The 22,761-nt window shown below is 35.9% G+C and carries 24 protein-coding genes and 1 pseudogene; 18 read left to right on the top strand and 7 right to left on the bottom strand.

The window, feature by feature from the left end; translation table 11 throughout:
- Nucleotides 1-238: 238 nt before the first annotated feature.
- The 4 genes from ABH955_RS14530 to ABH955_RS14515 all read right to left on the bottom strand — a co-directional run bounded on the left by ABH955_RS14530 (nt 239) and on the right by ABH955_RS14515 (nt 3,695).
- Nucleotides 239-544, bottom strand: a complete 306-nt coding sequence (locus tag ABH955_RS14530) for a hypothetical protein (protein WP_002140688.1) — start codon at nt 542-544, stop codon at nt 239-241.
- Between the two features lie 55 nt (nt 545-599).
- Nucleotides 600-1,790, bottom strand: a complete 1,191-nt coding sequence (locus ABH955_RS14525; protein ID WP_404491258.1) for an MFS transporter — start codon at nt 1,788-1,790, stop codon at nt 600-602.
- A 70-nt stretch (nt 1,791-1,860) separates the two neighbouring features.
- On the bottom strand, nt 1,861-2,541 hold the full coding sequence (locus tag ABH955_RS14520) for a FadR/GntR family transcriptional regulator (protein WP_404448149.1): 681 nt from the start codon (nt 2,539-2,541) through the stop codon (nt 1,861-1,863).
- A gap of 164 nt (nt 2,542-2,705) precedes the next feature.
- Complete coding sequence (locus ABH955_RS14515; RefSeq protein ID WP_404491257.1) at nt 2,706-3,695, bottom strand: zinc-dependent alcohol dehydrogenase family protein; 990 nt, start codon at nt 3,693-3,695, stop codon at nt 2,706-2,708.
- 361 nt (nt 3,696-4,056) lie between these two features.
- On the opposite strand from ABH955_RS14515, the gene ABH955_RS14510 reads away from it, so the two are divergent.
- From ABH955_RS14510 to ABH955_RS14495, 4 genes are all read left to right on the top strand, one after another.
- The gene (locus ABH955_RS14510; protein ID WP_404448155.1) at nt 4,057-5,274 is read left to right on the top strand and encodes a sensor histidine kinase; all 1,218 of its coding nucleotides are present in this window, start codon (nt 4,057-4,059) and stop codon (nt 5,272-5,274) included.
- The gene (locus ABH955_RS14505; protein WP_002087211.1) at nt 5,264-5,908 is read left to right on the top strand and encodes a response regulator; all 645 of its coding nucleotides are present in this window, start codon (nt 5,264-5,266) and stop codon (nt 5,906-5,908) included. Before ABH955_RS14510 ends, ABH955_RS14505 begins: the two co-directional genes overlap by 11 nt.
- A gap of 163 nt (nt 5,909-6,071) precedes the next feature.
- On the top strand, nt 6,072-6,506 hold the full coding sequence (locus ABH955_RS14500) for a hypothetical protein (RefSeq protein WP_002064089.1): 435 nt from the start codon (nt 6,072-6,074) through the stop codon (nt 6,504-6,506).
- 122 nt (nt 6,507-6,628) lie between these two features.
- Nucleotides 6,629-7,027, top strand: coding sequence for a hypothetical protein (locus ABH955_RS14495; RefSeq protein WP_404491256.1), 399 nt, complete (start codon nt 6,629-6,631; stop codon nt 7,025-7,027).
- A gap of 66 nt (nt 7,028-7,093) precedes the next feature.
- Here the strand turns inward: ABH955_RS14495 and ABH955_RS14490 are convergent, their stop codons facing one another.
- A complete protein-coding gene (locus tag ABH955_RS14490) occupies nt 7,094-7,234 on the bottom strand; it encodes a YflJ family protein (protein ID WP_000273535.1) in 141 nt (46 codons plus the stop codon).
- Between the two features lie 154 nt (nt 7,235-7,388).
- Between ABH955_RS14490 and ABH955_RS14485 the strand changes: the two genes are divergently transcribed.
- On the top strand, nt 7,389-7,751 hold the full coding sequence (locus ABH955_RS14485) for a hypothetical protein (RefSeq protein WP_033708294.1): 363 nt from the start codon (nt 7,389-7,391) through the stop codon (nt 7,749-7,751).
- Between the two features lie 26 nt (nt 7,752-7,777).
- On the opposite strand, the gene ABH955_RS14480 is transcribed toward ABH955_RS14485, so the two are convergent.
- The gene (locus ABH955_RS14480; RefSeq protein WP_000539551.1) at nt 7,778-7,963 is read right to left on the bottom strand and encodes a YhzD family protein; all 186 of its coding nucleotides are present in this window, start codon (nt 7,961-7,963) and stop codon (nt 7,778-7,780) included.
- A gap of 168 nt (nt 7,964-8,131) precedes the next feature.
- Between ABH955_RS14480 and ABH955_RS14475 the strand changes: the two genes are divergently transcribed.
- The 6 genes from ABH955_RS14475 to ABH955_RS14450 all read left to right on the top strand — a co-directional run bounded on the left by ABH955_RS14475 (nt 8,132) and on the right by ABH955_RS14450 (nt 16,107).
- Nucleotides 8,132-9,373 carry a metallophosphoesterase family protein gene (locus ABH955_RS14475; protein ID WP_404448342.1) on the top strand — a complete coding sequence of 414 codons (1,242 nt, stop codon included), beginning with the start codon at nt 8,132-8,134 and terminating at the stop codon, nt 9,371-9,373.
- Nucleotides 9,370-12,294 (top strand): ATP-binding protein, encoded by a 2,925-nt coding sequence (locus ABH955_RS14470; RefSeq protein WP_404448166.1) that lies wholly within the window; start codon nt 9,370-9,372, stop codon nt 12,292-12,294. The genes ABH955_RS14475 and ABH955_RS14470 overlap by 4 nt, the downstream gene beginning before the upstream one ends.
- Nucleotides 12,295-12,335: 41 nt before the next feature.
- Nucleotides 12,336-13,280, top strand: a complete 945-nt coding sequence (gene yhaM / locus ABH955_RS14465) for a 3'-5' exoribonuclease YhaM (RefSeq protein WP_002011096.1) — start codon at nt 12,336-12,338, stop codon at nt 13,278-13,280.
- 389 nt (nt 13,281-13,669) lie between these two features.
- Entirely contained in the window at nt 13,670-13,867 is a 198-nt protein-coding gene (locus ABH955_RS14460) for a hypothetical protein (RefSeq protein WP_002150116.1), read from the top strand.
- Nucleotides 13,868-14,478: 611 nt separating this feature from the next.
- Nucleotides 14,479-15,456, top strand: coding sequence for a ring-cleaving dioxygenase (locus tag ABH955_RS14455; protein WP_404448170.1), 978 nt, complete (start codon nt 14,479-14,481; stop codon nt 15,454-15,456).
- Between the two features lie 123 nt (nt 15,457-15,579).
- A complete protein-coding gene (locus ABH955_RS14450; RefSeq protein WP_404448173.1) occupies nt 15,580-16,107 on the top strand; it encodes a DUF2199 domain-containing protein in 528 nt (175 codons plus the stop codon).
- Nucleotides 16,108-16,165: 58 nt separating this feature from the next.
- Here the strand turns inward: ABH955_RS14450 and ABH955_RS14445 are convergent.
- Nucleotides 16,166-16,325: pseudogene (locus tag ABH955_RS14445) on the bottom strand (IS4 family transposase); the annotation flags it as partial.
- Nucleotides 16,326-16,626: 301 nt separating this feature from the next.
- Here ABH955_RS14445 and ABH955_RS14440 point away from each other — a divergent pair.
- The 7 genes from ABH955_RS14440 to glpP all read left to right on the top strand — a co-directional run bounded on the left by ABH955_RS14440 (nt 16,627) and on the right by glpP (nt 22,680).
- Nucleotides 16,627-17,169: an RNA polymerase sigma factor gene (locus ABH955_RS14440; RefSeq protein WP_404448176.1), complete on the top strand. Its 543-nt coding sequence runs from the start codon at nt 16,627-16,629 to the stop codon at nt 17,167-17,169.
- Nucleotides 17,166-18,344 (top strand): DUF4179 domain-containing protein, encoded by a 1,179-nt coding sequence (locus tag ABH955_RS14435; RefSeq protein WP_404491255.1) that lies wholly within the window; start codon nt 17,166-17,168, stop codon nt 18,342-18,344. Before ABH955_RS14440 ends, ABH955_RS14435 begins: the two co-directional genes overlap by 4 nt.
- A 412-nt stretch (nt 18,345-18,756) precedes the next feature.
- Complete coding sequence (locus ABH955_RS14430) at nt 18,757-19,629, top strand: alpha/beta fold hydrolase (protein ID WP_215560241.1); 873 nt, start codon at nt 18,757-18,759, stop codon at nt 19,627-19,629.
- A 77-nt stretch (nt 19,630-19,706) separates the two neighbouring features.
- Nucleotides 19,707-19,907 carry a sporulation YhaL family protein gene (locus ABH955_RS14425; protein ID WP_002087191.1) on the top strand — a complete coding sequence of 67 codons (201 nt, stop codon included), beginning with the start codon at nt 19,707-19,709 and terminating at the stop codon, nt 19,905-19,907.
- Between the two features lie 212 nt (nt 19,908-20,119).
- Nucleotides 20,120-21,316, top strand: a complete 1,197-nt coding sequence (locus ABH955_RS14420) for an oxalate decarboxylase family bicupin (protein WP_050001273.1) — start codon at nt 20,120-20,122, stop codon at nt 21,314-21,316.
- Between the two features lie 273 nt (nt 21,317-21,589).
- Nucleotides 21,590-22,039 carry a helix-turn-helix domain-containing protein gene (locus tag ABH955_RS14415; RefSeq protein ID WP_404448183.1) on the top strand — a complete coding sequence of 150 codons (450 nt, stop codon included), beginning with the start codon at nt 21,590-21,592 and terminating at the stop codon, nt 22,037-22,039.
- A gap of 80 nt (nt 22,040-22,119) precedes the next feature.
- Nucleotides 22,120-22,680, top strand: a complete 561-nt coding sequence (glpP, locus tag ABH955_RS14410; RefSeq protein ID WP_000394293.1) for a glycerol uptake operon antiterminator GlpP — start codon at nt 22,120-22,122, stop codon at nt 22,678-22,680.
- The last annotated feature ends 81 nt before the right edge of the window (nt 22,681-22,761 follow it).

The raw sequence follows: 22,761 nt of genomic DNA, 5'->3' as shown, positions 1-22,761 counted from the left end.
TTGGTTAGGATGTTTTTTAGGATATATTGTAGGTTCAGTTATTACATGTGCTCTACTTTACTATGGGTATAGATCCAATGAAAATAAAAAAGTGGATATACAAAAGAGGGAGGAGAGGAAAATCAATAAAAAAGGTGTATAGGATGTGGAAGGTAAGGTGATAACGTTGATGCAAAAATAAAGGACAGTACATATTGTATATGGCTACTATGTACTGTCCTCACTTATTTCTTTTGGATTATGAAAACTCATTACCTGTCTTGCTATAAATTTCATAGGCGAAATAACCAAATAAATAGCCTATTCCAGATCCTAAACTAATGGAAAGTAGTGAGGAATCCGGAAAAAACATACCGAAAATCAAACCAATCATACAGCCAACAAGCATTCCCATAGGTATTAAACTATCTAATAACAGTTGAGCTTTTTGAGATTTTTTCTTACCTAATTTTCCGTTCTTATATTTATGTTCCAATCTTTTAATTACAAATACTACAATTCCACCAACTATTACAACAGGCGCGATTGCCGAAATGAACCACATGTTAGAAGCTCCTTTCGTTTTTAATTAAATTATACCATATATTAACATTTTAAATTTAAGCGGAGACAAGATCTTCTGCATTTCTTTTCCTTTTATTCATGACTAAAGTTAATAGGAATAAAATGAAGCTTAAAAGTGCCATTATAATAAAAACTTGCGTATAGCTATTAAAATAATCACGAGCGATTCCTGCTAGGACAGGAATGAATCCGCCCATAATATATCCTCCTGACTGCATCATTGCAGTCCATGCACTCGCATCTTCTGAAGTTTTTGTTTCATATAGCGGTAGCATGAGAGCGAGTGGGAATACGCCGCCGAGTCCGATACCTAGTAAAATAGAAGGAATCCATGGTGTAGTTAGTGGGTAAATCATAAGCGATAAACCTACGAGTACGAAGCATATACTCCCTAATAACCAAAGTGCTCGGTTTTTATAAATATCCGCTAATGTTGGAATTAAAAAGCTGCATATCATTTGAACAACTGTAAAAACAGTTATGAGAGTACCAGCTTGTTCGCTACTGACACCCATATTTTGATTTGCGGGCGCAAGCCAAGTCGTAATGGAGTAAAAGATTCCTGATTGTAGTCCGAAAAAGATTGTGAACAACCATGCTTTTTTATTTCTTAAAGGTAAACTATTATTCTTTTTATCTTGTGTACTCGTATTCTTTTTTCGTTTCATAACCGGATACCAAAATATAATAGCGATAATAGTAAGTACACCCCAAAAAGCGAGTGCCATATTCCAATCGTCTTTTAATACATGTTGTAAAGGAATCGTTAACCCTGCACTTAAAGAAGCACCAGTTCCCATACCTACTGAATATATGCCAATCATTAAGCCGATTTTCGTAGGGAATTTTTCTTTAATAAAACCTGATAGTAACGGACCTGCAAGTGCAATTCCAATGCCGATAAATAAAGAGCTCGCGAATAATGTGGAAATGGAAAAGGTAAAAGCTCTCATGCATGTTGCCAAGCCAATTAAAATAAGACAAGCCATAATTGATTTTTCTGCCCCGTATTTCCTAATTACCTTCCCAGTCAGTAAGGCGAATGTCCCCATACAAAAAACAGGAATAGCTGTTAAAAAGCTAACGGAAAAATTGCTTATATTTAAGTCTTGTCGGATTGTTTCTAATACAGGTGAAACAGATGTAATTCCGATACGTAAATTAATAGAAACAAAAAATAGTGCTAGTATATACAAATAAGTTCGTTCTTGATGTTTCAATTTCATTTTCTCCTCTCTTAAACATCAGATGTTATTGAGTATATCATCTGATGTTTAAGTGTAATATATAAGGAGCTTATTTCAGCTCCAAATTTTGAACGGCGTATGTTCGTGCCTCTTCGGCATTTTGTTTTAAAATAGCTTGGAATAATTTTTCATGAATTTCAGAGTTATCTTCATAGTTCACTGTATTTAATATTAATTGGCTTAAAATGTGGCGAAGGGCAGGTACGAAAGATTGATACAAATCAAGTAGAACTTCGTTTTTGCTCGCCTTTGCAATTGCTAGATGAAACTGAATGTCTGCATCTATGTATGCCACATAATTTCCTTCTTGAAGGGTATTTTTTCTTTTATTCAAATGTCCTTTTAAGTATAAAAGATCCTCTTCACTTCGGCGCTGTGCCGCTAACATAGCTACTTCTTTATCTAACATATTTCTTGCTTCATACACATGATTAATATTAGCTGCTTGCAGTCGTTTTTCAAATGAATCTTGCGTTGTATTTAGTGAGACAATACGAGTACCTTGTCCTTGTCGAACTTCTAATATGCCGGCATGTACTAATATCTTTATGCTTTCTCGCAGCGTTGAACGTCCTACTCCTAACTCTTCCATTAATTGCGGCTCTGTAGGGAGGCGATCGCCAACTTCATACTCGCCAGAAAAGATTTTCTCTTGTAGACGTTCCAACACTTCATCGACTAATTTCCGCCGAGAAACTTTTGAAAAAGATTTCTTTTCTTTTATATTCATCTGCTCATCTCCTGTTATATTCGCTTTTATGATAACCAATTTAAGTTCTGTTGACAATGTTATTTTTTAGGTAGTTGAAGCGGGGATACTAAAATAGGGTTTATAAGACATAAAAAAATCTATTTTGAAAAAATCAATCAAAATAGATCTTTCAATAGCATTTACTAACCCGTCAAAAACACTTTCCCTTTCGTTTTTTCAGCAGACTGTACGACATCAACCGCACTTTTCACATCCGCTAAGTCATACGTAGAATGTACCGTCATAAAATATAATTGCTTATTTTCCACTAAACGAATTAAGTGATGAAACGTTTCTTGCCATTTATATGGTGACACTTCATTATTCCAATATCGTAAATGAAATATATTCGCGTGCACTTTTGCTTTCGTGATAATCTCTGACCAGTTTACTTGTATACCTGATAGAAGGCCGATAGTTAAAAAGCACCCATTTGGACGTAAGGAGAAAGCTAATTCATTTCCATCCGGTCCCCCGATAGAATCAATGGCAGCATCTGCACCAAGCCCGTTTGTTAACTCCATAACTGTTTCATAAAGCGGGGCAGTGGAAGTATCTATTACATATTCGGCACCAAGCTGAAGTAATTCCTCTGTATGTTTACTATTTCTCGTAACTGCAATTAATCGGAAGTTTAAAATTTGTGATAACTGAGCAAAAAGATGACCAATAGCGGATCCACAAGCATTTACTAATAAAACGTCATTCTGTTTTAAGTTTAGCGTTTCTGTGCATGTGACCCACGCCGTAAGGGGATTAATATACATTTGCGCCGCTGTAAAATCATCGATGGAATCAGGAATAGGCACTACAAAGTCAGCTGACGTCTTCACATATTCTTGCCAAGTACCTTCTCCGCGTAACGGTAAAACCCGTTTACCGATAAGGTCTCTAGTAACGCCCGCGCCAACATCTTCTACAATACCAACACCCTCATAACCAGGAATGTTAGGTAAAGGGATTCTATGTGCATACGCTCCGGTTACGGGAATTAAGTCAGATGGATTAATCGGTCTAACTAACATACGAACTAAAACTTCATTATCTTTTAATGGTTCTATATTTTTATATTCAACCTGTAACACATCTTTTGGATTGCCAAACTCATGAAATTGAATGTGTTTTCCGTGCAAGATAAATGTTCCCCCTTAGTTTGATTGGGTTAATTATAGCATTTTTGGTTTAAATGATTATTTCATTAGCACTAAATAAAAGGGAACAGAAAGTCGTCGTTTATACTTTGAGGAGATTTTGATTGTGCAAACTTTTAAAATATACATTAATTATGTAGCATTGTATGGATTGCTGAATAATAATCTTACATAAACATCAATGCATTTCGATATACAATATTTCATATTTATATTTGGTAATGAGGATGAAGAGGAATCAGTGACTTATCCCGCTATTTGTGGGAGTCGGGCTGTATGTAAAAGCCTTCACTTTATCAAAATGTAAGTTGCATCTTGTATAATGTAATAGTGGAGGTCAGATATGAAAAAAATAAGTTTAAATATAGATTTGGATACAAATGTATTGGAAGTGGTATTTATTCCAAGAAGGTTTATTATTTTATGGGTTACACTCGTATATATAGCTTCAATGCTTTTAGAATTTCGTAATAATATTTTCTCTATGGATAGTTTTTTCTTTACAATAGTCATTGTTATTCATACTATTTTTCATTGGTATGCGAGTTCATTAAAAAATAGGCAATTGTTGTACTTCTTTTTTGTACAACTTTTCATTGTGTTTTTGGCTGCATTTATTGCAACAAATGCTTCGATAGCGATTTTTGTTGGATTAACTCCTATTTTAATCGCCCAAAGCTTATATGTTTATAACAATATATTTAAAGTAATGGCAGTTTTTACTCTTATGTATGCAATATTTTGTGCTGCAATTAGTATCAATTATGGTGTGAATAAATTAGCTATTCTTATCTCTATGTTTCTTTTAGTGTTAGCAATTATTATTCCTTTTTCTTATATTAATAAGCAGCAATTTGATGCACGTAATCGTATACAGAGCTATATTCAAGAGTTAGAGTCTGCATATATGAGAGTGGAAGAATTGACATTAGCTAATGAAAGGCAGCGTATGGCAAGAGATTTACATGATACGTTAGCGCAAGGTTTAGCAAGCTTAATTATGCAATTGGAAGCAATAGATGCCCATATGCAAAAAGGGAATACAGGACGATCTCAAGAGATTATGAAACAAACTATGATAAGAGCGAGACAAACTTTACATGATGCAAGGTTGGTTATTGATGATTTGCGTCATACTACTAATTCATTTAATGGAGCAGTAAAAGAAGAGGTTCAACGTTTTTCTGAAGCTACGTCTATACATGTGAGATTTACTATCCAAAGCCCACCGTATATTTCAAGCGTAGTAAAAGAGCACTGCTTATATGTAATTAGTGAATGTTTAACGAATATCGCAAAACATTCACAGGCAGCAGATGTAAATTTAAATGTTGAATATATCGATGATCTTGAAAAACTTACTATTGAAGTTGAAGATAATGGAATTGGTTTTGACACTAGATATATCGGTAAGAATCCTGGACATTATGGTTTAATTGGTCTAAATGAGCGTGTTCGATTGATTAAGGGAGAAATACATATATTGAGTGAAAAGATGAAAGGTACGAAAGTGTATATTCAAGTGCCTATAAATAAAGAAGGAGATAGCCATGAAGCATAACGTATTAATTGTAGATGATCATTTTGTTGTAAGAGAAGGTCTGAAATTAATAATAGAAACGAGTGATTCATTTCAAATTATAGGTGAGGCTGCAAACGGAGAAGAAGCCCTTTCTTTCATAGAAAAGAAGAAACCTGATGTCATTTTAATGGATTTGAATATGCCTAAAATGAGTGGTTTAGAAACAATTGAGGCTTTGAATGAAAAACAAAACCATACGCCGATTATTATATTAACTACTTATAACGAAGATGAATTAATGTTAAAGGGAATTGAGTTAGGGGCAAAAGGATATTTGCTAAAAGATACGGATCGTGAGAATTTGTTTCGAACATTGGAAGCGGCTATTCGAGGTGAGATTTTACTACAACCAAATATTATGGAAAAGATAGTGAAGTATAAAAGGAAAGAAGTACATGCTGATAAGGTTGCAGAAAATAACTTAACGGTTAAAGAATTGTTTGTGCTGAAAGCTATTGCGCGCGGATATAAGAATAAAGAAATTGCATTTGATATGGGAATAGCTGAGCGAACGGTAAAAGCATATTTAACAAATATATACAATAAATTAGGTGTTAATTCACGGTCAGAAGCAGTAGCTGTATCTATTGAAAGGAAGTTAATTCATTTTTAAAACATTATATATGCCCAATCGTACATTATAGGCTTGCCCTTTTGTACGATTTTTTTATTTCTTTCTCATGTTATGCTTCAGAAAGTATGAGAGATTTAAGAATAATCTAATTGCATTACAATTATAGACGTTTCTAATGTAGGAAAGGAAGAAGAATAATTAAATGGAAACTTTGCTTTTAATTCCTGTATTAATTTTCTTTATTTGGCTGCAAAGCAAACAAAGAAAATTAAACTGGATAGATATTATAACTTTTCTCATGATGATAGGGATTATTACTTATACGGCGCCGCAACCAATGACTAGGGATTTACAAGCAGAGTTACTGGCAGTTACGCTTATTTCTTTCGCTATTGGTGTTTGGCAAGGTGGGGGAATTACAGTCTGTTATGAGGATGAAATTTTATATATTACAAATGGAAAACAGTATTCCATTTCATGGATTCTCTTAATAATTGGCAACATAATTATTATTAATATATTTGAAGGTGGATTTACATTTAATGGACCGTGGTTTCTTTTGTGTAGTGTTGTCATTACATCTGGGGTGAAAACCAGTATTCTATGTGTTCTGTACAAATTAACAGTGCGAAATTGAATGGAAAATCAAAGCTGTTTTCTTTTATCCCGACATAAAACGTATTGCTGTAAGTTCATTAAAAGACTGTAGTTGATAAAAAATGAGAAGGAAGTATTGGAAGAATGGGGGAGTTAACGTAGATGTTTCTACCTATTACTATATTTGATAGGTTTAGTTGGCTGGGGAATGTTGCTTTCTCTTCAGAAAAGACTAGCAGGAATCGAGCGCTTTCGAGGGCTGAAGAAAGAGATGTTAATTTGTGTAATAAGAACTGTATAGGTTCAGTTAATAATATGCATCAAAAAGTAACGATAGATTCTGTGGAATATGGTGATAATTGTATATTGGGCCGTGCAGAACCTCATTCAACAATTGTCATAACAAGTAGTGATATGTATGTTGGAAGCGGACGGGTTAATAAGTGTGGGGAATTTAAAATATATACAAATGATTATCTGGAAGAGTATTTGGTACTAGAGATTCAGTTGATAATGGGCGGTTTTTATCAAGGAAGTATAACGGTAAAGTTAAAAAGTTAAGGTATGATGATTTTCTTTTTATTTACTAAATAAAAAGGAAGCAACCGTAGTCGCTTCCTACATCTATTAAGCCGAAGCTTTCTTCATTCTCTCAAGTAAACTAGATAAAATATGCGTACGATAAGATTCTAGTTTTTTACCTTCGTAAGTACGAATCCCTAATTTTTTAAGTTCTTTTACATACCAACCTTTGCTTCCGAAATACATGTGATCGCTCCCCTTCAACTTTGTTTTTATTTGTCCTGATTGTACTTGGAGGTACAGGTAATATAATGAAGGAAATGAATTTCGCGCGAAAATGGTTAACTTTGTTGCAAAAGACATATATACTAAGGGTAGTATATAACGAGGTGGGCAAGACGTGATTATAGAGAAGCACGAAATTCAAATTGACCAAATTACGAGCGGTAAAGTGAATATCTTTACTTTCTATAGAAATAGAAAGCAAGTTGATGATTACTTTTTACAATTGCAAGAACCATCGCTTACAGCAAACTACTTCTTCCATTTTCATTTTGATGCAGAGAGCTTGCATCTTCTGCAGGAAGAGTTTCCAGGCGTATATCCGTACGACCGTAGTGACACGATTCACGACTGGACGGAAAAGATGAAAGCGGAATTGCAACATCAGATCCAAACAGGAAAATGGAATAAACGCGTACGTATCGGTAATCGTATTCTAGATGTGGCGTTTACGTGGTGTGACGAAGATATAGTAGAGTGAAAAAGAAGCGGATGACGCTTCTTTTTTTAGCGCTGGAATAAAACGAGCTTACCTGCAGAAGATGTGCAGCGATGTGTTTTTTCATACAATCCTTTCTCTTGTAAAATAGATTCACCTTTTGCTTTCGCTTCTTTTTCAGTTGCCGCCTCGAATGATTCGTCTAATGCTTTAGAACCATCTTTTTCAAAGACTGTTAGAACGTATACTCCCATGAAAATTCCCTCCAATAATAAAAATCAGAATCTTATAACTATTTTGGCATAAATCACTAGAATATGCAAAGAAATATATGACATTGCGTGGTAAAATAAAGGGGAAGTTTTATGGGCACTAGATTTACTATTCGTAGTAAAGTACGGAAAAAGAAAGGATCGTTATTTGTGAAACAAGTGAAGTTTATACATGCGGCTGATTTGCATTTGGATAGTCCGTTTAAAGGAATGGAAATGAATGTTGCGCATTCTGTTTGGGAGAGAATGAAGCAAAGTACGTTTGAATCGTTCGAACGTATTGTTGATAAAGCGATTCAAGAGCGCGTTGATTTCGTATTACTAGCCGGGGATTTGTATGATGCGGAGACGAGAAGTTTGAGAGCGCAAGTGTTTGTGCGCGAGCAAATGAAGAGACTGTCGCAGTACGATATCCCTGTTTTTATTATTCACGGTAACCACGATCATTTAGGGGGAAGCTGGGCAGCAATTGAGTTTCCAGAAAATGTTCATGTGTTTACGGAGCCTTATGTAGAAGAGAAATCATTTTATAAAAATGGTGAGCTATTAGCTTCTATTTACGGGTTTAGTTATTTGCAGCAAGCGGTAACGGATAATATGACAGCGCAGTATACGAAAATGAGTGATGCGCCTTTTCATATTGGCATGCTTCACGGAAGTGTGGAAGGGGATGCAGAGCATAATCGCTATGCACCGTTTCAAATTCGTGAGCTAAAAGAAAAGCAGTTTGATTATTGGGCTCTTGGCCATATACATAAACGTGAAATTCTATCAGAAGATCCATGCATTATTTATCCAGGTAATATACAAGGACGTCATCGTAAGGAAACAGGAGAAAAGGGTGCGTACCTGATTGAACTCACGAAACAAGGAACGCAATGTTCATTTTTCCATACGGCGGATGTTGTATGGGATGAGATAGAAGTAAATATTGATGGACTGGAAACTGTTGATGACCTTATGACGAGCGCGTCAAGTGCGATGAATGAATGCAGAAGAGAAGAGGAAGGTACGCTTTTAACTGTCATATTTACAGGACAGGGACCACTTTCTCCTTATTTGCGTGAAGACAAGCGCGTGGAAGAGATTTTTCATATTTTAGCAGCTGGCGAAGAGCGAAAAGACTTTGTGTATGCGATGAAGTGGAAAAATGAGACGGTTTCTTTTGCGGAAATTGAACGTTTGAAAGAAGAAAATCATTTCGTCGGTAGTGTTCTGAAAGAGTTAGAAGCTTTCACAAATATGGATGGAGTATTGCGCACGATTTGGACATCTCCTGTAGCACGTAATAGTATTGAAGCTTTTACGGAAGAAGAGAAGAAAGAGATTCAAAAGGAAGCGGAAAATATTATTTTAGAGCAATTATTCCAGCAAGAGAGGGATAAAAAATGAGAATTGAAAAACTCCATATTTATGGCTATGGAAAACTAGAAAATGTGGAAATGGATCTGTCAATGTTGACGGTACTGTACGGTGAAAATGAAGCGGGGAAATCGACAATTCGCTCGTTTATGAAAAGTATTTTATTCGGTTTTCCGACGAGAGGACAGCGTCGTTATGAGCCGAAAGAAGGCGGGAAGTACGGCGGAGCGATGACTGTTCAAACAGAGAAGTACGGCCGTTTAAAAATTGAACGATTGCCAAAGACGGCAGTTGGTGAGGTGACCGTTTATTTTGAAGACGGGAAAACTGGCGGCGAAGCTATTTTAAACGATATATTAAGCGGTGTGAATGAAAGCTTATTTGATTCTGTTTTTTCATTTGATATGCATGGTCTTCAAAATATTCATCAGCTCGGCGAAGCGGATATCGGTAATTATTTATTTTCGGCAAGCGCAGTCGGAAGCGATGCGTTATTGCAGTTAGATAAAAAATTAGAAAAAGAAATGAATCAGCGTTTTAAGCCGAGTGGTCGTAATCCTGAAATTAACGTGTCACTGCAAGAGATGAAGAAAATTGAGGAAAAGATGAAAGAATGGCAAGGGAAGATTGGCACGTATGAAAAACAGGTCGAGCAGTTAAAAGAAAGTGAAGAGAAACTTACTTCTGTTCGTGCGGAAAAAGAGTCAGCCGAAAAACGAAAGCAAGATTATGAAATATTAGCGGCGCTTGAGCCTCTTGTTATTGAAAAGAGTGCGCACGAGAAAGTGTTAGAAAATGAGAACGGGCAGTTTCCTGTAAACGGAATGGCGCGCTATGAGGCGGTAAAGGCAAAGATAGAACCGCTCCAAGTACAAGTAGATTCACTTCAAAAAAAGATAGAAACAGTGCAATCAGAAATTGATTCCACAGAAATAGATGAAGCATTTTTACAAAAAGAAAGTTACGTAGAAGAACTTCGTATGCAGCACATGTCTTATGAAAATGCACGCCAAGAAATGCGTGATATGACGGGAAGTATTGCGAATATAAAAGAAGAAATCGCAGAACTAGAGCAACAAATTGGTGCTACTTTTGAACAAGAGACTGTTCTTTCATTTGATATAAGTTTAGCGACGAAAGAGTTAATTACGCAAACTGTGCAAAAAGCGAGAGAGTTAGAAACGCAAAAAACACAGCTTGATGAACGTTTTAAAACGGCTCAAGAGCAATTAGAAGAGCAAGAAGAAAATATAAGACAAATCAGCCAGCAAATGTTAGCTGATGAAGAAAAAAATATGTTAGTTGAGAAAGAAAAATCATTTCAGGATGCGGCATTTTTAGGAATGGGCGCAGAGAGAATGAAGCGCAAGTATGAGGAAAAAGCAGGGGCAGCTCAGCAAAAGAAAAAACAGTGGCAAAGAATTTGTCTTCTGTTACTTCTTATTAACACGCTTGTTTTATTCACGAGTCTATTTATAGATAACCGCGTGCTGTTATTTATTAGTGTGATTGTGTTTGTAGGGATTGTTTTAGCACTCGTTTTATATAAAGATCCTTCGGGTGGATTACAAGAAGAGCTTCTTACTCTTCAGCAAAGTGCTGGCGGGCGTCAAAGTGAAGAAGCGATGTCTGTTCGTTATCAGTTAGAAAAAGATGAAGAGATTCGTAAGCTATTTGAGCGTGAGTCGTATAAGTTGCAGCAAATGGAACGAGCTTATGATAAAGTCGTTTCATCGTATGAAGAATGGGAGAGAGAAACTTTCCAAATAGGAGAACAAGTAGATGCGTATAAAACGCGCTATATGTTCCCAGAATTTTATACGTATGCGCACATATTGCCGGCGTTTGAGCGTATTGAAAAAATGCAGCAATTATATCGTGATTTAGAGAAGCAAAGTAAGCGGAAATCTTCATTGTATGAAATGATTTCGCACTTTGAGCATAAACTAGAAACTGTTATCGGTAGCACGGAGTATAGCAATTTGCATGAGGCGCAAAGTCGTATGCAAAACGAGAAAGAGAAGCGCCAAACTTGTAAGCAGCTGAAAGAGAAGCTGGCGGAATGGCAAGAAGAATATGAGTTCATGCAAGAGCAATTAAAACAACTACTAGTAGAGCGAGATGGGTTATGGCATATCGCAGAATCTACAGATGAAGAGATGTTTTTAGAAGCAGGAAAATTGGCAGAGAAACGTGAAGACGCGGATAAGCAAGTGGGGCGTTTATTACCTCAAATTGATTTGTTAGAACAGCGCTTAACGAGTTTGTCATTAGCTGAGCATTATGAGGCTGACGGTTATGATGAAAAATTAAAGCAAGAAATTACAGCCGCGCAAAGCTGTCTTGCAGGGGAGAAAGAACTGACAGAGCGTATTGCGAAGCATCGAATAGAAATTGCGAATTTAGAAGAAGGCAGTACGTATGGTGATTTACTACATGAGTGGGAAATGAAAAAATCACAAGTGCGTGAACAAGTGAAGAAGTGGGCTGCTTATGCGGCCGCAAAGACAGTATTAACGAAAACGAAGCAATATTATCATGAAGTACATTTGCCGCGCATTTTACAAAAATCTGAAGAATATTTCGTGTATTTAACAGGCGGAAGATACAGTAAAATATTCTCACCGTCAGAAGCGGAACCTTTCATTGTCGAACGTAACGATGGTATGCGTTTTTACAGTCATGAACTAAGCCAAGCGACAGCGGAGCAGTTATATTTATCGTTACGATTTGCACTAGCGAAAACGTTTGAGCATGACTATCCATTTATTATTGATGATAGCTTCGTACATTTTGACGCGGTAAGGACGAATCGAACGATTGAACTTATAAAGGAAATTGCGAAAGATAGACAAGTTATCTTCTTTACATGCCATGCGCATTTACTAACGTATTTTACAGAAAATGAGATTATAAAATTAACACATAAGCGTAAAGAAAATGAGTTGTAGTATGCTATACTAAAAGTAACTGATTTGGTGGAGGAATTCGAATGAAAAAGAAAATTGTAGAATATGAAGTTGGTGAACAAGTCGATGTTTTCTTGTTAATTAAAACAGCGACAAAAGGTCTCGCAAGCAATGGTAAGCCGTTTTTAACAGTAATCTTACAAGATCCAAGTGGAGATATTGAAGCGAAGCTATGGGATGTATCACCAGAAGTTGAGAAACAATATGTAGCGGAAACAATCGTTAAAGTAGCTGGAGATATTTTAAACTACAAAGGACGTATTCAATTACGTGTGAAACAAATCCGTGTTGCGAATGAAAATGAAGTAACAGATATCTCGGATTTCGTAGAAAAAGCTCCAATAAAAAAAGAAGATATGGTTGAGAAAATTACGCAATACATATTTGAAATGAGAAACCCGAACATACAGCGTCTAACAAGACATTTATTAAATAAGCACCAAAACGAATTTTTAGAATATCCAGCAGCGACAAAGAACCATCACGAGTTCGTATCTGGACTAGCTTACCATGTTGTATCAATGTTAGATTTAGCGAAAGCTATATCAGCTCTATACCCATCGTTAGATAAAGACTTACTATATGCGGGCGTTATTTTACACGACCTTGGTAAAGTATTCGAACTATCTGGTCCGATCTCTACGACGTATACGTTAGAAGGAAATTTACTTGGCCACATCTCTATCATGGTGAACGAAATTGGTAAAGCAGCAGACGAACTACAAATCGATGCAGAAGAAGTATTAATCCTTCAGCACATCGTCCTTTCCCATCACGGAAAAGCAGAATGGGGTAGCCCAAAACCACCATTAGTAAAAGAAGCAGAAATTCTGCACTACATCGATAACTTAGATGCAAAAATGAACATGATGGACCGCGCATTAGGACGTACAAAACCAGGCGAATACACAGAACGTGTCTTTGCACTTGATAATCGTTCGTTCTATAAGCCAACTTTCCATAATTAAGATTGTGAATAGAATGGCCTCATTAAGTGTGGCATGACAATAAAATTGTTTAAAAAGATGGTGTGAAATTAAGTTTTCACACCATCTTTTATTGCCCTGATAAGGGAAGACACTGCAAACAGCTTTAAAAACCATTATTTATTCCTTGATGAGGAAAGAAATAATGAGAGAAAAAGATGTAAATCATACGGCAAATTTATATTGCATTAGCTCGTGTAAAGCTAATGGATGAGGGTCTGTTGTTAATAAAAAAACGGATCTTAAACAAAACAATTCTTTTACATATCATGTGATGCAAGAAAACGTGTTCGTTGATTGGAAATCTTTTGTAGAGTATTCTAAATATAGAGTTGTAGTAGGAATATTCTTTTAAGGAGAGTGATTACTTTATGCTAGGAAAATGGATGGATAAAGTAAGAGAACCTAGATGTATACACAATTATAAATTTATTAAAACTCAGGATAGTGAAAATTTTAAAACAGGGCAGATTGGGACAGCTAATATTTATAAGTGCGAAAAATGTGGTAAAGAAAAGGTTGATTATAAATATAACAGTGATATAAATAGTGATTTTTGGAATATATAAAGTGAAACTATAATCAGTGGGGGTTTTGCTCATCCCCCACTGATTATTAGCCCTCACCAATCGGGCGTTTACGGGCAGTGGGATCTCCCACCTAACTTCTTCGCTCCAGCCGAATTTTGAGGTGGAAGTCTTACTGCCCGTTAATGCGGGATAAAATAAATCATTTAATGAAACAGAGAATTACTAATATTAATTATTCGCTAAAATTACAAGTTATTGTAAGGATATTTAACTATTAAAGAATTTTAATAGCCTATGATTAGTTCATTGATCGTAGGCTATTTATTTTGGCGAGTGAAAAGGTTTTATTACCAGTAGATATGAAAATAATTACGCCACAAAACATATAGCATTTTAAACTAATACTGAGATATTAAAAATTATCTCGAATTCAAGATAATTCACTTGCTTTTTAATCACTTGAGTTGTAAAGTGAGAGTAACGAAAGGAATTATTACTTTCGGACGAATCGTTTTACACATTGAATTATTTTTTTAACTATCACTTGACTAGTAAAATGAAATGATTACTTTTATAAATACACGCTTTGTTGACCAGCGAGCAAAAATAAAACAGTTAAATATAAATTAAAACTATTGGAGGAATATAAAATGAACCAATTAAAAGGAATACACCACGTTACAGCAATTACAAGTAGTGCAGAAAAGAACTATGAATTTTTCACTCACGTTTTAGGAATGCGTTTAGTTAAAAAAACAGTAAACCAAGATGATATTCAAACGTATCATTTATTCTTTGCAGATGATAAAGGTAGTGCAGGAACAGATATGACATTCTTTGACTTTCCGGGCGTTCCGAAAGGAGTACACGGTACAAATGAAATTTCAAAAACTTCGTTCCGAGTTCCAAGTGATGCGGCATTAGCATATTGGGTGAAACGTTTTGACCGTCTTGAAGTGAAACATACTGGAATTAAAGAGCAATTTGGTAAGAAAACTCTTTCTTTCGCTGATTTTGATGATCAACACTATCAATTGATCTCAGATGAATTTGATAAAGGCGTGGAATCAGGTACACCTTGGCAAGACGGGCCAGTCCCATTAGAATATGCAATTACTGGCTTAGGACCTGTATTTATTCGTATCGCGAACTTTAGTTATTTCAAAGAGGTGCTAGAAAAAGTTCTATTATTTAAAGAGATTGCTCAAGAAGGAGAGTTCTACTTATTTGAAGTGGGTGAAGGTGGAAACGGTGCCTCTGTCATTGTAGAACATAATACGGTTCTTCCTGAAGCACAACAAGGTTTTGGTACAGTGCATCATGCAGCATTCCGCGTAGAGGATCGCGCTGTATTAGAAGAGTGGATTGAGCGACTAAGTCGAGTTGGACTCCCTTCATCTGGTTATGTAAATCGTCACTTCTTTGAGTCATTATACGCAAGAGTTGCGCCGCAAATTTTATTCGAGTTTGCGACAGATGGCCCTGGTTTTATGGGAGATGAGCCTTATGAAACGCTTGGAGAGAAATTATCTTTACCTCCGTTTTTAGAGCCAAAGCGTGAAGAAATTGAGAAGTTAGTTCGTCCGATTGATACAGTGAGAAGTACGAAGGAATTTATTAAAGAGTAAAAATAGAAATAATAAGTAGAAGAGCAAGTAGTTTTAGCTGATAGCTGGAATTGCTTGCTTTTTTTATTTTCACTTTATAAGTATTTTGATAGAATGTATATATGAAATTGATGGAGGAATAAAATGACGAAAATTAGTGGGTATACTTGTAGATGCTGCGATACATATCATGAAGAAATTCCAACGAGTTATGGATCATCAGCTCCTGTTTATTATTATGATGCTGAACCTGAAGAGCGAGAAGATAGATTTGAAATGAACGATGATTTATGTGTGATGGATGGAGAACACTTCTTTATTCGAGGGAGTATTGAAATTCCTATCATTGGTACAGATGAACATTTCATATGGGGTGTATGGGTTTCGTTAAGCGAAGCGAATTTTGATAAGGTGAATGAATTCTGGGATAAGCAACAATTATTAGAGCCGATGTTTGGTTGGCTTTCGACAGATTTACCATATGAGTTGGAGACAGTAAGCTTGAAAACGATGGTTCATCCGAGAGCAGATGGTATTCGTCCTTATATTGAACTGGAACCGACAGACCATCCTCTAGCAGTGGAGTTTAGAGAAGGAATAACGATGGAACGGGTACAAGAAATAGCTGAACAACTTTGCATAAATAACGATGATGATGAAAAAGAGTGCTGATGTCTGTTCGGCGCTCTTTTTTCATCATATGAAAATTAAGAGTGGAAACAAAGTGTACTATTTCATAAACCTGTCTTGGTTTTAAGGTATCCATAATGTGCTCTAAATTAACTTTGATGTAATAAGATTGTTTTTATGGTTCTAATTCGACAGTATTCAGGAAATACATTTTTGATATACACCCTATTGTTTAACTTGAGCCGAGATATAATAAGAATCATGAACATTGTACTTAAAGTAACCTTAGTTCGGGTATTCGCTGAGCCAAGGTTATTTTTATCCCGCTTTAATGGGCAGTAAGACCCCCACCTCAAAATTCAGGGAAAGCAAAGAAGTTAGGTGGGGGATCAACTGCCCATAAAAGCCCGATTGGTTCAACTGATAATCAGTGGGGGGATGAAGAACCCCCCACTGATTAAAGTTTCACTTTATTTAGAATTTCGTGCAACCATTTTAAAGTATATACAGTCTAATAGTTATATAAAACATAAATGGTAGATTTCTAAGGGGGAATTTAAAATGGAGCTGCTCATAAAGCGGGCTCAAAAAGGTGATGAGGAAGCCTTTATTGAGGTAATTGATATATTAATGCCACAAATCTATAAGGTGGCAAAAGCACGCTTGAAAAATGAAGAAGATATAGGAGATGCAATACAGGAAACAATTTTGTCTGCTTTTACAAATTTAAAAAGGGTAAAAGAACCAGAGTATTTTAAAACATGGATTACGAAAATATTAATGAATAAATGTAATGATATAGTACGAAAAAATAAAGTTTTATATGTGGATGATTATGGAAAAGTACAGGGAGATCAAATCGTAAAAGACAATATTGAACAAAAGCTTGAATTTGACAATCTGCTTAGTTATTTAAGTGTGGAGTATCGTTTAGTAATCGTACTCTATTATGTAAATAAATTTAAAACAAAAGAAATTGCAGAGATTTTAAATGAAAAAGAAGGAACAATCAAATCAAGACTACATAGAGCAAGGCAACAGTTAAAAGAATATTATTTAAAAGAAGACTGGGAGAATGTAAACAATGGGGGGAATTTAAAATGAATGATCAATTCGAGCATAAATTAGAAAAAGCATTAAATGATGATGTAACAATTCCTACTAGTGTTTTGAAGAAAAAAGAACTTGCTTTTGAAGAAATTAGAAAAAGTAAGAAACAAAAACAAACATCCTCCCATAAAAAAATAGTTGCAGCAATGATAGCAGGGTTAACGATTGTTGGAGCAAGTGTCGGAGTTGGCGTGTATGGTGATTCAGCATTAGCTGTGGTAAAGGAATTCTTTTTTGCGAAAGATCAGGGAGTTCAAAAAGCGGCAGATAATGGGTATATACAAAAAGTAGATGAGAATAATGTGATGAAAGATAATGGGGTTACAATCCAAATTAAAAATGTACTGTATGATAAATCTAAAATAGCAGTTTCCTTACAATTGAAATTTGAAGATAAAAGTTTAATAAGTAAATTGACAGATTTAAGAATGAAGTACGATTTAACAGATGATAAAGGACGATATATAGAGAAGGCGGAATACACAGAAGGGTTAACAAATGAAAATAGTAAGATGTTGGGAGGTAGCGAATGGAGTATTCAGGCAGGTGAAGAAGAGGGAGAAATAACTTATAATTTAATATTCCATCCTATGAATTCAATTGATAACATTGATAGTCTAAACTTTAATATTAGTTCTATATCTTTGTTTGCGCCATTAGAAAATAAAGATGTTTCTTACAGGACAGTAGCAGAATCTCAATCAAATACTGTAAAAGAAAATATAGAAGTTTGGCATCAGAATGGTATGCAGCTTAATAAGGAAATTCAAGGGAAGTGGCAAGGGGAAATAAAATTAGACTCGAAGTTTAAAGGAAATCAAGAGATTCATTTTGTTCCTAAACAACAACCTGAGTCTGTAAAAATAGTGTCTGCAGAAGTACTACCAACAGGGACAAGTATTACATTTGAACGTGATACTTTTGGAGATGAGGAAGAAATAAAACGTCAGATAAAAACAATTGATAGTGTTATTCTTATGGATGAAAAAGGGAAAACATATAAGTCAACGTTGAAGGGGTACTCAAGAGCTGGGGATAATGGGAAAGTAATTAAGGTGAAAACGTTTGATGTTACTACTTTTGATAATGTGAATCATTTTAAAGTATTATTAAAAGATGGTGATGGAAAAGATGTTGTAATCGATTTAGCTCGTGAAGAGAAAAAATAAAGTATATGATAAAAAACGCAAACTTCTAATCAAAAGAAGCTTGCGTTTTTTATTAACTAAAAGAAGTAAGGGACACTAAGTATAGTGATAACAAGCCTTCTTTCGGATATCCAATTGTCCGACCAAGTCAAAGGAAGCTAGCACCAAATAGCGCTGAGCAAACAATTTTTGATGGTTCATCTCACACTGATTATTAGCTCACACTAATCGGACTGCCCGTTAACGCAGATAAAATAATTGACTTACTTTTTATATGTAACTATAATAGTTACAAAGTGACCATTAGTAGTGGCATTGAGTAATATTTTTTTAATATAATTGTAACCGATGTAGTTACAATTAAAAAGAGAACATAAAACAACCAAAAAATGTAAAAACTTTAAATGGCAGCATGAGAAAGGAGACGGGAATTTTGAAACGGTTTAAGTTTTATATGATTAGCGGTATTGTACTCGTTTTGTTAATAGTATGTAACTTCGTTGATAAGCCGATTGCGAAGGTTGAAGAAGTGAAAGATACTGTTATGATGAAGATAAATACGAAAGAGAGTATGGCGCAGATTGATGGACAGACGATTTATTTTAAGCAAATTGGTGAGGGGAAACCGCCCTTACTTATGCTTCACGGGTTCGGTGGTTCTTCAGATGGGTTTAATGATATTTATCCGGAACTTGTAAAGGATCATACGATTATTGCGGTTGATATTTTAGGGTTTGGGCGTTCTTCTAAGCCGATTGATTTTCAGTATTCGTTTCCCACACAAGTGAATTTATATTATAAGTTAATGAAGAAACTCGGATACGATCAATTCGCAGTACTTGGTCATTCGATGGGCGGAGAGATGTCTCTAAATTTAGCGTATTTATATCCGGATGCAGTAACGCATCTCGTTTTAGCGGATTCTACAGGAATAGAGTCTTTCCAGCAAAAAGAAAGTTATGAAGTGCCGCCACTATCGACAGATTTACAAACTGTAACAGAGATTACGGATTATAATAAAAATGAAGTGAAAAATAGTCGCGATGATAAAGAGCATTATGATCAGCTTACGAAAATGAGAGAGCGCCGCATTGCGATGGAAGCTGATAAAATTAAGGTACCGACTTTAATTATATGGGGACGACACGATAAGAGTGTTTCTTGGAAAAATGGTGAACTGTATCATGAGCTATTTGCAAATAGTACGTTCCATATCATTGAAAAAGGATACCACGCACCGTTTCGCCAGGAACCAATAGAGTTTATGGAATATGTACAAGCGTTCTTCGCGAAGAATCCACAATAAAATTTTAAGCATAAAACCACTTCTTTCCTCATAAAGTGAAACTAATAAGGCTTGTCTAAGGAAAGGGATGAACGAAAGTGGAAACTTTACCATGGTGGATTTATCTTGTAATCATTGGGATTGTACTAAGTGGCTACATGGTTTTATATACTTCGAAAAAAGAGCAAGAGATGGATAATGATTTTATCGAAAAAGAAGGCGAAGTATATATGAAGCGCTTAGAAGAAGAACGAGAGAAACGGAATCAGGATAGTGATAAAGATTCGGTATTGCTTTAATAGAAACTTGTAAAGAAGAGAAAGGGATTTCTCTTCTTTTTTATATGTTAGTTTGCTGGATACTCCCTTTTAAATTAAGATCGCATCAAGATTTAGCGGATTGTTAAGGCAGAACCCCTTGTATCCATAGTCACAGTAACCATCCAAAGCCCAATTCATATACTATGCTGGAGGCTTTTTACTTAATAATCGGATGAAAAAGGAGTGTAATGATGAAAAAACGTACTGTTAATGAAGCGGGAGGGAGTATACCACAGCCAATCCGTAGCGATGGAGCTGGTGCGATAGATTCTGGACCTCGTAATGTTATGCGGGATATTCAAAATCCGAATATGCTCGTTCCGCCTATAACTGATGCTGGCTTAGTTCCTAACTTGAAATTTTCGTTCTCAGACACTTCTATGATTTTAAAACACGGTGGGTGGTCCCGGGAGATTACTGTTAGAGAACTTCCGGTTTCGACTACGATTGCTGGTGTAAATATGAGTTTAACGGCCGGAGGAGTACGTGAACTCCATTGGCATAAACAAGCAGAATGGGCATATATGCTTTTAGGAAAGGCACGCATAACTGCCGTTGACCAAGAAGGGCGAAATTTCATTGCTGACGTTGGTCCAGGTGATCTTTGGTACTTTCCCCCTGGCATCCCGCATTCGATTCAAGGATTGGAACATTGTGAATTTCTGCTCGTTTTCGATGATGGACATTTTTCTGATCTATCTACTTTAGCTATTTCTGACTGGTTTGCACATACGCCAAAAGAAGTGTTGTCGGCTAACTTCGGAGTGCCGGAAAGTACTTTTCACTCCATTCCTTCAGATCAAGTTTATATTTATCAAGGGGAGGTACCGGGTTCGCTTGAAAATCAGGAAGTTCAGTCGCCAGAAGGAGAAGTTCCTTTAACATTTAAACATGAACTGTTAAAACAAAATCCGATTAAGACTCCTGGTGGTAGCGTCCGAATTGTAGATTCTACGAATTTTCCTATTTCCAAAACAATCGCAGCAGCGCTCGTTGAAATTGAGCCTGGTGGAATGAGAGAGCTTCATTGGCACCCGAATAATGATGAGTGGCAATATTATCTTACCGGGCAAGCGAGAATGACGGTGTTTCTTGGAAATGGTACAGCTCGTACATTTGATTATAGAGCTGGTGATGTTGGATATGTACCGTTTGCGACTGGACACTATATTCAAAACACAGGCAATGAAACATTATGGTTTTTAGAGATGTTTAAAAGTAACCGTTTTGAAGATGTATCGTTAAATCAATGGATGGCACTGACTCCTAAAGAAATAGTGGAAAGTAATGTACATGTTGGCCCGCAATTGATGGATTCTTTACGTAAAGAAAAGTGGCCTGTTGTGAAATATCCGGGTTTTTCTTATAAACCGAAAACGGATGAGTAAACATGGATATATGCGTTATTCTTTCTGGAGAACTATAGGAAGGAATGGCGTATTTTTTATGTCTAGTCCTGTCTTTACTAGTATTCGTTATTTGTATTATTGTTCGGGAAATTATTATAGAAGAAAAACATATGAAATCTGCATGACATAGAGTATGAAATGGCGCCATTTTAAAGTGTAACGCACAAGTTGCACAACCTATGCAACGATAACTAGCTTTACTCTTCATCAGTTATTTGCCCATACTAGACGTAGAGAGGTGATAAACAGAGTATGATTTTTAGTGAACGTTTAAAAGAGGAACGAGAAAAACGAAATTGGTCGCAAAATGATTTGGCTGAAAAAATTCATGTAAGTAGGCAGTCTGTTTCGAAATGGGAGACGGGAAAGAACTATCCGAGCATTGAAATTATTATTCATCTAAGTGACCTGTTCGGTATTACGATTGATGAGTTGCTGAGGAGCGATGAAGAGTTGACGCAGAAAGTAATAGAGGATAGTAAGCAATTAGCGTATCCAAAATGGAAGGTGTTTTTCGATAGTCTATTTATGATGGGCGTATTTTTGTTTATTACAAAAATCGTTGTATGGACATTAAATAAGTTTGCAGGAGCAAGCATTACAATTGTCGCAGATGCACCATATGTAATGAATTTTTTACCGCTCCTATTAATGGTTGTAGGTGGCATGGCTTCTGATAAGTTGAAGGAAATATATAGGTAATGAAAGAAATTCCCCACACTAGCTGTTCTTTCCACTTAAATTGTGTACTATAAAGGATGGATAGGAAGGGGACGTTTAGAATGGAATTTCATGAGCAAAAGATTTTGCCGGCAGTGAGGCAAATTAAAGATTTGGAAAAGCTATTACATAGTTCGTATGAGTATATTGTTATTTTAGATATTCATGTCGGTCAATTGAAGAGTGTTGTGTCACTTGCGAAGCAGCATAATAAAAAAGTATTTTTACATGTTGATTTGATCCATGGATTACAAAGTGATGGGCATGCGACGGAGTTTTTATGCCAAGAATATAAACCGTACGGGTTATTATCGACAAAGGCGAGCGTAATTATGAAGGCGAAGCAAAAAGGTGTCGTCTCCATTCAACGCATCTTTTTAATTGATTCTAGCGCAATGGAAAAGAGCTGTAATTTGCTAGAAAAGACGAAGCCGGATTATATAGAGGTGCTTCCTGGTGCGTTAACAGGTGTGATCGCTGAAGTGAAAGAGCGTACAGGTGTACCAATTTTAGCAGGTGGTTTTATTCGAACGGTAGAAGACGTTGAAAGAGCGTTAAATGCTGGTGCGACAGCAATTACGACATCGAAAAAAGAATTATGGAAACATTACCAAAAAAAGTGACGAAAATGTGAAAAAATTCTGTTGACACCGCTTTCATTAAGGGTTAACATTATAGACAAGTTAATAAACGTGACGGAGAAA

This window comes from Bacillus sp. RC240 (assembly GCF_044907945.1).
Taxonomy (GTDB): Bacteria; Bacillota; Bacilli; order Bacillales; family Bacillaceae_G; genus Bacillus_A; species Bacillus_A mycoides.
This window is presented reverse-complemented; position numbering and strand designations above follow the sequence as displayed.